Genomic DNA, 10,932 nt, shown 5'->3' on the forward strand with positions numbered 1-10,932 from the left:
TCCGGTAGTTCAGTTGGTTAGAATGCCTGCCTGTCACGCAGGAGGTCGCGGGTTCGAGTCCCGTCCGGACCGCCATTAATGTAAACGAAACGATCATGTTTTCGTTTTTTTTGTGTTTTCTTTTACTGTATCTTCTGCTTGGTGTCATAGCCAAGCTTTCTTTATATCGGGAACATCTTGGATATTCCAGCAAAATTCGATAAACTAGGAAGAGCACATATAGGCATAAGCAGGGTTGAAAGGAGATTTTGGTTCATGGATGAATTTGATTTGATACATAGTATTACTCCGCGGACCATTCACCATTCTTCCGTTGATGTAGGAATAGGTGATGATGCAGCGCTCTACACTGCGAAACACGGCGTTCAGGAAATTGTTTGTGTTGATACTATGGTAGAAGACGTACACTTCAAATTACACTATTCCTCACCTGAAGATATCGGGTATAAGGCGTTAGCCGTTAATATAAGTGATATTGCCGCGATGGGAGGCATTCCTAAGTTTTATCTGGTATCACTTGCGATACCTTCAAAATGGACTGAATCTGAAATTAAGGCGATGTATGAAGGAATGAATGAACTGGCGAAACTATATCATATGGATCTGATTGGCGGCGATACAGTTTCTACCGCTGACAAATTAGTCGTTACAGTCACTGTGATCGGTGAAATTGAAAAGGGACAGGCCTGTTTGCGCAGCTTGGCAAAACCGAATGATATTGTGTTTGTAACCGGTGAAATCGGTTCTTCTGCAGCAGGACTTTCTTTATTGCTGGAAGAGACTAATCCTCAAAACTCATCTGTGGAAACGGATTACTTTATCCACAGGCATAAACGGCCTGAGCCAAGAGTAAGTGTCGGCAGATTATGCTCGAGTTTTAAGCGAGCAGCTTTAAATGATATTAGTGACGGATTGGCTAGTGAACTGAACGAGATTGCAGAAGCCAGCTGTGTTTCAATTGAAATTGATGAAAGCATGCTTCCAATTCATTCTGATTTGCCTAAGCTTCATCCTAACTGGAAAGAATGGGCTTTGTTTGGCGGTGAGGATTTTGAGCTGACAGGGACGGTTTCAGATGAGGAGTGGGAAGTGTTGAAGCAGGAGTGCGCAGCACGTCAACTTCCCATTACAAAGATTGGCCATGTCAGGGAAAAAACAAAATCTAAAGTGATCCTAAAAACAGATCAAACATCAATGATCTTAGAGAAAAAGGGATATAATCATTTTAAATAAGACGGGTGACTCGTGTGAAGCAATTAAAATGGAGAACTGTAAATCCAGAAGAAACAAAAGCAATTGCCAAGCTGACGGCAGCGTTTGCTAAACCGGGAGACGTCCTGACATTAGAGGGCGATTTAGGTGCAGGAAAAACGACTTTTACGAAAGGTTTTGCAGAAGGGCTGGGAATTACACGTGTTGTAAACAGTCCGACTTTTACAATTATAAAAGAATATAACGATGGCGTACTTCCTCTTTATCATATGGATGTGTATAGAATGGAAGATGAAAGTGAAGATTTGGGACTTGATGAATATTTTCACGGACAAGGTGTCTGTCTCGTTGAATGGGCTCATTTAATTGAAGAACAGCTGCCGCAGGAGCGACTGCAAATTGTCATCAAAAGAGCTGGTGATGATGAGCGGGAAATTACCTTTACTGCTGTCGGGAATCGGTATGAAATGCTTTGTGAGGAGTTAAGTAGACATGACAATATTAGCAATTGATACATCAAATTATACATTGGGCATTGCGCTGCTTCGAGAAGACACCGTTATAGCAGAATACATTACATACTTGAAAAAGAACCACTCTGTAAGAGCGATGCCTGCTGTTCATTCATTGCTGAATGATTGTGATATGGCACCGCAGGACCTTTCTAAAATTGTCGTTGCAAAAGGCCCTGGTTCATACACAGGAGTAAGAATAGGTGTGACGTTGGCCAAAACACTTGCCTGGTCTTTAGACATTCCAATAAGTGCTGTATCAAGTCTTGAGACGCTTGCGGCAAATGGTCGGCATTTTGACGGTCTGATCAGCCCAATCTTTGATGCTAGACGGGGACAGGTGTACACAGGTCTGTATCAATATAAAAATGGGCTTTTAGAGCAAGTTGTTCCAGATCAAAATGTGATGCTGGCAGATTGGCTGGAGATGCTAAAAGAAAAGGACCGCCCTGTTTTGTTTTTAGGCCATGATACTTCTCTTCACAAGCAGATGATCGAGGATGTGCTTGGAACAAAAGGGTTCATTGGAACTGCCGCCCAGCATAACCCGCGCCCTTCAGAATTGGCTTTTCTCGGGAAGGAAAAGGAAGCAGCTGATGTTCATGGGCTTGTCCCGGATTACTTGCGGCTGGCAGAAGCTGAAGCGAAATGGATTGAAAGTCAAAAGTAGGGTGATAGGATGAAAACAAAAGCAGCGGTCAGAAATATGCGGCTTGAAGATATAGATCACGTATACGAAATCGAAGCATCCTCCTTTACGTCTCCTTGGACGAAGGATTCGTTTTATCATGAGCTGCTGGAAAATCCGTATGCTCATTATCTCGTGATTGAAAAGGACGGCCATCTTGCTGGGTATTGCGGGATTTGGATTGTGATGGACGATGCCCAAATTACAAATATAGCGATAAAACCAGAGTATCGCGGCCAGTCTTTAGGAGAAACGCTTTTTCGCTCAGCTGTTGAACTGTGCAAAGAAAAAGACGCAAGGCGGCTTTCGCTTGAAGTGAGGGTTTCGAATCATCCTGCTCAAGGCTTATATAAGAAATTCGGGATGCAGCCCGGCGGAATAAGAAAGAACTATTATACTGATAACGGGGAAGATGCGTTAATTATGTGGGTGACGATAAATGAGTGAGCAAAAAGACATGTACGTATTAGGAATTGAAACAAGCTGTGATGAGACTGCTGCAGCTATTGTGAAAAACGGGAAAGAGATCATTTCAAACGTAGTAGCCTCTCAAATTGAAAGCCATAAGCGCTTCGGAGGCGTTGTTCCGGAAATTGCTTCAAGACATCATGTTGAACAAATCACTTTGGTTATAGAAGAGGCGTTTCGCAAAGCTGGCATGACGTATAGTGATATTGATGCGATTGCAGTAACAGAAGGTCCGGGACTGGTGGGAGCGCTTCTTATCGGAGTGAATGCCGCTAAAGCATTGAGCTTTGCATATAACATTCCGTTAGTAGGCGTTCATCATATAGCCGGTCATATATACGCGAACCGTCTTGTAGAAGACATCGTGTTCCCGGCACTGGCATTGGTCGTTTCAGGAGGCCATACAGAACTGGTTTATATGAAGGAACATGGATCATTTGAAGTCATTGGGGAAACCCTTGATGATGCGGCAGGAGAAGCCTACGACAAAGTGGCGCGGACGATGGGATTGCCATATCCGGGTGGACCGCAAATTGACAAGCTAGCTGAAAAAGGGAATGACAATATTCCGCTTCCTCGCGCATGGCTTGAAGAAGGCTCTTACAACTTCAGCTTTAGCGGATTGAAGTCTGCGGTGATCAATACGCTTCATAATGCATCCCAAAAAGGGCAAGAGATTGCTCCGGAAGATTTGTCTGCCAGTTTCCAAAATAGTGTGATCGATGTCTTGGTAACCAAAACGGCGCGCGCGGCAAAGGAATTTGATGTCAAACAGGTCCTTTTAGCCGGAGGAGTAGCTGCAAACAGAGGCCTCAGAGCTGCATTAGAAAAGGAATTTGCCCAGCATGAAGGGATTACGCTTGTCATTCCTCCATTAGCTTTATGCACGGATAATGCTGCGATGATTGCTGCTGCTGGTACAATTGCTTTTGAAAAAGGAATTCGCGGTGCATATGATATGAATGGCCAGCCCGGCCTTGAATTGACTTCTTATCAAAGTCTCACGAGATAATAGCGTGAGACTTTTTATCTGTTTGTTATTAACAGACAATTCACAATTTATCCACATATCTGTGAGTAATTATAGAGATATTGATGGATAAAGGGCTGAGGTCACTGTTAATAAAGTGGATAAATTCAGAATATTTTGTGGATAGTGTGTATAAAGCGCTTACTTTGTTTATTTATTAGGGGATGTTCTGTGGATAAAAAGCACCTCTAAAAAGAGGTGCTTGACTTTTTTAATCTTCTTCTGTGGATAGTTCTTCCCATTCGGACAAAAGAGATTCCAGCTCCTGATTAAGCTTCTCATTGTCTGCATGGATAGCTTGTACTTTTTCATGATCCTGATAGACTTCAGGGTCACATAGCAATTCATCATTGCGGCTAATGTTCTCTTCAATGGTTTGAACAGTGGTTTCAATTTCTTCAATCCGACGGAGTCGTTGGCGCTCTTTCTTTTTCCATTCTTTTTCTTCCTCGTAGGAACGTTTGGAGTCAGACTTCACTGTAGCTGGCGTTTTATCAGTTTCCTCTTGCTGATTCATTTTCTCCAATTCAAGCTGCTCTGTTTTTTTCTCTGTATAATAATCGTAATCTCCCAGATACTCCTCTATATGGCTTGAAGAAAGCTCCAATACTCTTGTGGCGATTCTGTTAATAAAATATCTGTCATGTGAGACAAATAACAGTGTGCCTGGATAATCAATCAGCGCGTTTTCGAGAACTTCTTTGCTGTCTAAATCCAGATGGTTCGTCGGTTCATCAAGGATGAGAAAGTTGGCTTTTTGAAGCATCAGCTTAGCTAGAGCCAATCTTGCTTTTTCGCCTCCGCTCAGTGAATGAACTGGTTTCAGCACATCATCTCCGGAGAATAAGAAATTTCCGAGACACGTTCTGATTTCTTTTTCTGGGAGCCCGGGGTACTCGTCCCACAGCTCATCAAGGACACGTTTAGAGGAAGTCAACTCAGCCTGTTCCTGATCATAATAGCCGACACTGACATTTGAGCCGTATGAGATCGTTCCTTGATCTGGTTTTAGGGTGTCTATCAATGTTTTCAGTAATGTCGATTTACCAATTCCGTTAGGGCCGACAAGCGCTGCGCTTTCTCCTCTTGTGAGCATGAATGACACTTCTGTTAAAAGCGGCGGCTGGTTTTTATAGCTGATTGTGAGATCCTGAACACGAAGGACTTCATTTCCGCTCTGTTTTGTAATATCAAAATGAAAGTTTGCAGATTTTTCATCGCCAAGCGGTTTTGACATGACTTCCATTCGCTCAAGCTGCTTTCTGCGGCTTTGCGCCCTTTTGGTGGTAGAGGCTCTCGCCAGATTTCGGTCTACGAAGTCCTGCAGCTTTGCAATCTCGTCCTGCTGCTTTTCATACATTTTAAGATCTTTTTCATACTGCGCGGCTTTTTGGTCGAGATAAGCGCTGTAGTTGCCGTGATACTTTTTGCTTTCTGCTCTTGATACCTCGTACACCTGGTTTACTACTTTGTCCAAAAAGTAGCGGTCATGCGAAACGATGAGGATGGCGCCTGAATAGCCTTGTAAATAATGCTCAAGCCAGGTAAGCGTATCAATATCCAGATGGTTTGTCGGCTCATCGAGAATGAGCAAATCAGGCTGTGTTAACAGAAGCTTACCTAAAGCCAGTCTTGTTTTCTGGCCTCCGCTGAGGCTTTGAACCTGTGTAGAATCGTCAAAATGGCTGAAGCCGAGACCATGCAGCACAGATCTTACATCCGCTTCATATTGATAGCCGCCTTTATCTTTGAATTCCTGCTGAAGGCGGTCGTAGGTTTTCATGATGCTTTCTAATTCACCCGGGTCAGCTGCCGCCATTTTTTCTTCCATAGCCCGCATTTCCTTTTCCATTGCTTTTAAGTGGTCAAAAACAGTCAGCAGCTCTTCTTTTATGGTAAGCTTAGAATCCAAGCCAGTATGCTGGGCGAGATATCCCATTGTAATATCTTTCGGTTTAATAATTTCGCCCTTTTCATACGAAAGCTGGCCTGCGATAATTTTAAGGAGCGTGGATTTTCCGGCGCCATTTCTTCCTACAATGGCGATGCGATCACGATTTCTGACTTCCAGCTTTATATTGTTTAAAATAGTATCAGCACCAAATGATTTGGACAGCTGATTAACTTGTAAGATCATCATATTATTTCACCTCTGCTATAATAAGTTAAGTGTAGCTTATGAACCAGAAGTCAGCAAACAATACATTGGCCATATAAGACATAGAGAAGAAAATAGTGTATGATCTGTTTAAGGAGCGTTTTAATATGAATGGATTTTCTCATTTTAATGAACAGGGCAGAGCCCAGATGGTGGATATTAGCGAAAAATCTTCGACTGTCCGTACTGCGGCGGCTGTTTCAAGCGTACACATGAAGAATGAAGTGTACGAGAAAATACAAAGTCACGATATCGGCAAAGGAGATGTACTGGCTGTCGCACAGGTGGCAGGCATTATGGCCGCAAAGCAAACGTCGAATATCATTCCGATGTGCCATCCGCTTTCATTGAGCGGGGTAGATATATCGTTTGACTGGAAAATAAAAGAAGCAGAAGTTATACTTCATATAAAAGCACAGGTCAAAACGAAAGGGAGTACAGGTGTGGAAATGGAAGCGCTCACTTCTGCATCGGTGTGCGCTCTTACCGTTTACGATATGTGCAAGGCCCTTGATAAGGGAATGGTCATCGGCCCTACTTTCTTGCTGGAGAAGACAGGCGGGAAAAACGGTGACTTTAAAAGAGAACTATCCGAGTATAATTTGGAGGACCAAAAATGAATAAGGATCAATCAAAAATTCCGCAGGCGACGGCGAAACGGCTGCCGCTTTACTATCGCTTTTTAAAGAATCTGCATGCGTCAGGAAAACAGCGTGTATCATCCGCTGAACTCAGTGATGCCGTAAAGGTTGATTCTGCCACGATTCGGAGGGATTTTTCCTATTTTGGAGCTCTTGGCAAAAAAGGATACGGATATAATGTGGATTATTTGCTGTCTTTTTTCCGAAAAACGCTTGATCAGGATGAAATGACAGACGTCATCTTGATTGGTGTCGGGAACTTGGGAACGGCATTTCTTCACTATAATTTCACAAAAAATAATAACACAAAAATTTCTATGGCTTTTGATATAAATGAGAGTAAAATAGGAACTGAGGTAGGCGGCGTGCCCGTCTATAACCTTGATGACCTTGAACAACACGTAAAAGATGAATCAGTTGCCATTCTTACAGTGCCTGCAGTTGCCGCTCAATCCATTACAGACAGATTGGTCGCATTAGGAATCAAGGGAATCCTTAATTTTACGCCGGCCCGTTTGAATGTGCCGGAACACATTCGAATTCATCATATAGATTTAGCAGTTGAGCTTCAGTCACTGGTTTATTTTTTGAAGCATTATTCAGTTTTAGAGGAAATCGAATAGAGGGAAAGGAGGAGCCCAAATATGCCGATCGGTCCTGGAAGCCTTGCTGTTATCGCAATCGTTGCTCTGATTATCTTCGGTCCCAAAAAGCTGCCTGAATTGGGGAAAGCAGCGGGAGACACACTTCGTGAATTCAAAAACGCTACTAAAGGATTAACGAGTGATGAAGAGGAAAAAAAGAAAGAAGATCAGTAAGTTAGGATGACACGAATGAAAGTGAATCAAATGTCGCTGCTGGAGCATATTGCTGAGCTTCGAAAACGGTTGCTGATTGTAGCGCTGGCGTTTGTCGTTTTCTTTATTGCTGGATTTTTTTTAGCAAAGCCGATTATTGTGTATCTGCAAGAAACAGATGAAGCGAAGCAGCTTACGCTTAACGCGTTTAACCTGACAGACCCGCTTTATGTGTTTATGCAATTTGCGTTTATCATTGGCATAGTCTTGACCTCGCCGGTTATTCTTTATCAGCTTTGGGCTTTTGTGAGCCCGGGCCTCTATGAGAAAGAGCGCAAAGTAACGCTCAGCTACATTCCGATCTCTATTTTGCTGTTTTTAGCGGGCTTATCTTTTTCATATTATATTTTATTTCCTTTTGTTGTTGATTTTATGAAGCGGATTTCTCAGGACTTGAATGTCAATCAGGTGATCGGAATTAATGAATATTTTCATTTTCTTCTGCAGCTGACGATTCCGTTTGGACTGCTGTTCCAAATGCCGGTCATCCTCATGTTTTTGACCAGGCTCGGAATTGTGACACCGATGTTCTTGGCGAAAATCAGAAAGTATGCGTATTTTACGCTGCTGGTGATCGCAGCCCTGATTACACCGCCTGAGCTTCTGTCCCATATGATGGTCACAGTCCCGCTTTTGATTTTATATGAAATCAGTATCCTTATATCGAAGGCCGCTTATCGGAAAGCACAGAAAAGCAGTTCAGCCGATCAGGACGTGTCTTCCGGACAATAATAAAAAATCCATTTCTCATGAGAGAAATGGATTCAGCGTGTTGACAAACCCCCGCATTTGTTGTCAAGCCTGTGCGTTGGTGCTCACGAATGAAAACATTCGCTCCGCTCCAATGCTCGCCTTTCCTAGACTTCAAGGGTTTTCAATCACGCTGAAAATGACAAAATCCTAAAACGAAAGCCGTTTTAGGATTTAATTTGAATCCATTTCTCATTCAGAAATGGATTTTCTTTATTTTTGGTTCTTTTTGATTTTAAATGAAAAGGCGAACATCTTAAAAGAAATGCTGATGTTGTAAGCGGCGAACACCATCAGCAGGATGGAGTAAAATGACCACATGCTGCCTGGCGAGCTTGCGGCAAGATAAGTAAAGATGCACCCTACGGCAAAGTAGATCATTCCCCAAACTACCGGGTTTCTCATAAAAATAATCCTCCAATAATCAATTGCATTTGTGTGCTCTGCTGTTCAAGGTAATTCCGAACAGGCTCAAGCTGCATGATGACGACGAATGTATTCATCATTAAATGGGCGAAAATCGGCACCCATATCCGTTTTGTTCTGGCATATAAAAAGGCAAAGGTAAAGCCCATTGCTGTATATAGAAGAAGATGCTTCAAATCAGCGTGAACAATACCGAAAATAACCGAGCTGATCAGTCCTGCAAAAAAGAAATTCGTTTTTTCGTACAGCGCGCCGAAAATGATTTTTCTGAAGATGATTTCTTCTAATATAGGCCCGACGATGGAAGAAACGATAATCATGAGCGGGACTGCCTGAATGACATCCAGAATCGCTTGTGTATTTTCTGATTCTCTTCCGATGCCAAAAACATAATATTCAATAGAGCCTGCTATTCCTTGAGAGAAAAGGGCAATGAAAAAACCGGCTATCGCCCAAAGGATAGAAAGTCCGATTGAGTCCTTCTGTCCGTTTCGCAGCGTTTCTTTCGGAACGGTTCTCAGAATGAGCAGAACAACAACGAGACAGGCGATAAAGCTGATAACGGACCATAATCCTTGTGCATGCAGCATATTTTCATCTGTAGGCTGTCCTCCGGCATAACCGAATTTAAATAACAAGGGAATCGCGATTAATGCGGAAAACTGCATGATGATATATGTCAAAATAATAAACCAATACTGTTTTCTCAAATGGTATGTACTCCTTTGTTAAGTGGGTTTCGTTCATCTACAGCTATTGTAACATAATCGGTACGGGGGTGAAAAAGCTAACGGAAAAGGGAGCGGAAAAGAATGATGTAAGCGTGAAAAAATTTTTATCTTATCACTTGAAATTGGAAGGGAGATTCTTTATTATAAGAATTGTGTTAGCACTCTTTAGTGCTGAGTGCTAAAATTACATATTCATACTATTGAGGAGGTTATTACATTGTTAAAGCCATTAGGTGATCGCGTTGTCATTGAACTCGTAGAATCTGAAGAAAAAACTGCCAGCGGAATTGTGTTGCCGGATTCTGCAAAAGAAAAACCGCAAGAAGGCAAAATCGTGGCAGCTGGTTCAGGTCGCGTGTTAGAAAGCGGAGAGCGCGTTGCTTTAGAAGTAAAAGAGGGCGACCGCATTATCTTCTCAAAATACGCAGGTACTGAAGTGAAATACGAAGGTACTGAATACTTAATCTTACGTGAAAGCGACATTTTAGCTGTTATTGGCTAATTCTTAAATAAACAATACTTAAAACATTTGAGGAGGTCTTGTAAACATGGCAAAAGAAATTAAGTTTAGTGAAGAAGCTCGCCGCGCAATGCTTCGCGGTGTCGATGCACTTGCTGATGCTGTTAAAGTAACTTTAGGACCAAAAGGACGCAACGTGGTTCTAGAGAAAAAATTCGGTTCTCCGTTAATCACAAATGACGGTGTAACAATCGCTAAAGAAATCGAGCTAGAAGACGCGTTTGAAAACATGGGTGCTAAGCTTGTTGCTGAAGTAGCCAGCAAAACAAACGACGTTGCCGGTGACGGTACAACAACTGCAACAGTTCTTGCGCAAGCAATGATCCGTGAAGGCCTTAAAAACGTAACAGCAGGCGCTAACCCTGTAGGCGTGCGTAAAGGGATGGAACAAGCTGTAGCGGTTGCGATCGAAAACTTAAAAGAAATTTCTAAGCCAATCGAAGGCAAAGAGTCTATCGCTCAGGTTGCTGCGATCTCTGCTGCTGATGAGGAAGTCGGAAGCCTTATCGCTGAAGCAATGGAGCGCGTAGGAAACGACGGCGTTATCACAATCGAAGAGTCTAAAGGCTTCACAACTGAGCTTGAAGTTGTTGAAGGTATGCAATTCGACCGCGGATATGCGTCTCCTTACATGGTAACTGACTCTGATAAGATGGAAGCGGTTCTTGACAATCCTTACATCTTAATCACAGACAAAAAAATCACAAACATTCAAGAAATCCTTCCTGTGCTTGAGCAGGTTGTTCAGCAAGGCAAACCATTGCTTTTGATCGCAGAAGACGTTGAAGGCGAAGCACTTGCAACACTTGTTGTGAACAAACTTCGCGGCACATTCAATGCAGTGGCTGTTAAAGCTCCTGGTTTCGGTGACCGCCGTAAAGCAATGCTTGAAGACATCGCTGTCCTTACTGGCGGAGAAGTCATCACAGAAGATCTTGG

14 protein-coding genes are annotated in these 10,932 nt (G+C 42.7%); 11 read left to right on the plus strand and 3 right to left on the minus strand.

Annotated elements, in window-relative coordinates:
• Positions 1-255: 255 nt before the first annotated feature.
• From thiL to tsaD, 5 genes are read left to right on the plus strand one after another with little or no spacing between them, the layout of a single operon-like run.
• A complete protein-coding gene (thiL, locus tag ACZ07B_RS22075; RefSeq protein WP_464877680.1) occupies positions 256-1,233 on the plus strand; it encodes a thiamine-phosphate kinase in 978 nt (325 codons plus the stop codon).
• Between the two features lie 14 nt (positions 1,234-1,247).
• Positions 1,248-1,724: a tRNA (adenosine(37)-N6)-threonylcarbamoyltransferase complex ATPase subunit type 1 TsaE gene (tsaE, locus tag ACZ07B_RS22080; RefSeq protein ID WP_041336741.1), complete on the plus strand. Its 477-nt coding sequence runs from the start codon at positions 1,248-1,250 to the stop codon at positions 1,722-1,724.
• On the plus strand, positions 1,705-2,394 hold the full coding sequence (gene tsaB / locus ACZ07B_RS22085; RefSeq protein WP_003234078.1) for a tRNA (adenosine(37)-N6)-threonylcarbamoyltransferase complex dimerization subunit type 1 TsaB: 690 nt from the start codon (positions 1,705-1,707) through the stop codon (positions 2,392-2,394). The genes tsaE and tsaB overlap by 20 nt, the downstream gene beginning before the upstream one ends.
• A 9-nt stretch (positions 2,395-2,403) precedes the next feature.
• Positions 2,404-2,859, plus strand: a complete 456-nt coding sequence (rimI, locus tag ACZ07B_RS22090) for a ribosomal protein S18-alanine N-acetyltransferase (protein ID WP_003243019.1) — start codon at positions 2,404-2,406, stop codon at positions 2,857-2,859.
• Entirely contained in the window at positions 2,852-3,892 is a 1,041-nt protein-coding gene (tsaD, locus tag ACZ07B_RS22095) for a tRNA (adenosine(37)-N6)-threonylcarbamoyltransferase complex transferase subunit TsaD (RefSeq protein ID WP_464877681.1), read from the plus strand. Before rimI ends, tsaD begins: the two co-directional genes overlap by 8 nt.
• A 229-nt stretch (positions 3,893-4,121) precedes the next feature.
• Here tsaD and ACZ07B_RS22100 read toward each other — a convergent pair whose 3' ends face one another.
• Complete coding sequence (locus tag ACZ07B_RS22100) at positions 4,122-6,050, minus strand: ABC-F family ATP-binding cassette domain-containing protein (protein ID WP_464877682.1); 1,929 nt, start codon at positions 6,048-6,050, stop codon at positions 4,122-4,124.
• Between the two features lie 125 nt (positions 6,051-6,175).
• On the opposite strand from ACZ07B_RS22100, the gene moaC reads away from it, so the two are divergent.
• Genes moaC through tatC form a run of 4 tightly spaced genes read left to right on the plus strand, consistent with a single transcriptional unit; the run spans position 6,176 to position 8,298 of the window.
• Positions 6,176-6,688, plus strand: coding sequence for a cyclic pyranopterin monophosphate synthase MoaC (moaC, locus tag ACZ07B_RS22105; RefSeq protein ID WP_003243499.1), 513 nt, complete (start codon positions 6,176-6,178; stop codon positions 6,686-6,688).
• Entirely contained in the window at positions 6,685-7,332 is a 648-nt protein-coding gene (locus tag ACZ07B_RS22110; RefSeq protein WP_003234073.1) for a redox-sensing transcriptional repressor Rex, read from the plus strand. Before moaC ends, ACZ07B_RS22110 begins: the two co-directional genes overlap by 4 nt.
• A 21-nt stretch (positions 7,333-7,353) precedes the next feature.
• A complete protein-coding gene (gene tatAY, locus ACZ07B_RS22115) occupies positions 7,354-7,527 on the plus strand; it encodes a sec-independent protein translocase protein TatAY (protein ID WP_003234072.1) in 174 nt (57 codons plus the stop codon).
• 6 nt (positions 7,528-7,533) lie between these two features.
• Positions 7,534-8,298, plus strand: a complete 765-nt coding sequence (gene tatC / locus ACZ07B_RS22120) for a twin-arginine translocase subunit TatC (RefSeq protein WP_087614380.1) — start codon at positions 7,534-7,536, stop codon at positions 8,296-8,298.
• A gap of 231 nt (positions 8,299-8,529) precedes the next feature.
• On the opposite strand, the gene ACZ07B_RS22125 is transcribed toward tatC, so the two are convergent.
• Complete coding sequence (locus tag ACZ07B_RS22125; RefSeq protein WP_003225680.1) at positions 8,530-8,721, minus strand: YdiK family protein; 192 nt, start codon at positions 8,719-8,721, stop codon at positions 8,530-8,532.
• Entirely contained in the window at positions 8,718-9,452 is a 735-nt protein-coding gene (locus ACZ07B_RS22130; RefSeq protein ID WP_003234069.1) for a CPBP family intramembrane glutamic endopeptidase, read from the minus strand. Before ACZ07B_RS22130 ends, ACZ07B_RS22125 begins: the two co-directional genes overlap by 4 nt.
• A gap of 238 nt (positions 9,453-9,690) precedes the next feature.
• Here ACZ07B_RS22130 and groES point away from each other — a divergent pair, with 238 nt between their 5' ends.
• On the plus strand, positions 9,691-9,975 hold the full coding sequence (gene groES, locus ACZ07B_RS22135) for a co-chaperone GroES (RefSeq protein WP_003155970.1): 285 nt from the start codon (positions 9,691-9,693) through the stop codon (positions 9,973-9,975).
• A gap of 46 nt (positions 9,976-10,021) precedes the next feature.
• On the plus strand, positions 10,022-10,932 hold a 911-nt coding region (gene groEL, locus ACZ07B_RS22140), incomplete at its 3' end, for a chaperonin GroEL (RefSeq protein ID WP_464877683.1).

Source organism: Bacillus sp. 9.4, from assembly GCF_055486415.1.

Coding starts and splice junctions, on each gene's coding strand:
- ACZ07B_RS22110 (WP_003234073.1), top strand. CDS start 6,685: ATGAATAAGGATCAATCAAAAATTCCGCAGGCGACGGCGAAACGGCTG.
- moaC (WP_003243499.1), top strand. CDS start 6,176: ATGAATGGATTTTCTCATTTTAATGAACAGGGCAGAGCCCAGATGGTG.
- thiL (WP_464877680.1), top strand. CDS start 256: ATGGATGAATTTGATTTGATACATAGTATTACTCCGCGGACCATTCAC.
- rimI (WP_003243019.1), top strand. CDS start 2,404: ATGAAAACAAAAGCAGCGGTCAGAAATATGCGGCTTGAAGATATAGAT.
- tsaD (WP_464877681.1), top strand. CDS start 2,852: ATGAGTGAGCAAAAAGACATGTACGTATTAGGAATTGAAACAAGCTGT.
- tatC (WP_087614380.1), top strand. CDS start 7,534: ATGACACGAATGAAAGTGAATCAAATGTCGCTGCTGGAGCATATTGCT.
- ACZ07B_RS22125 (WP_003225680.1), bottom strand. CDS start 8,721: ATGAGAAACCCGGTAGTTTGGGGAATGATCTACTTTGCCGTAGGGTGC.
- ACZ07B_RS22100 (WP_464877682.1), bottom strand. CDS start 6,050: ATGATGATCTTACAAGTTAATCAGCTGTCCAAATCATTTGGTGCTGAT.
- tsaB (WP_003234078.1), top strand. CDS start 1,705: ATGACAATATTAGCAATTGATACATCAAATTATACATTGGGCATTGCG.
- tatAY (WP_003234072.1), top strand. CDS start 7,354: ATGCCGATCGGTCCTGGAAGCCTTGCTGTTATCGCAATCGTTGCTCTG.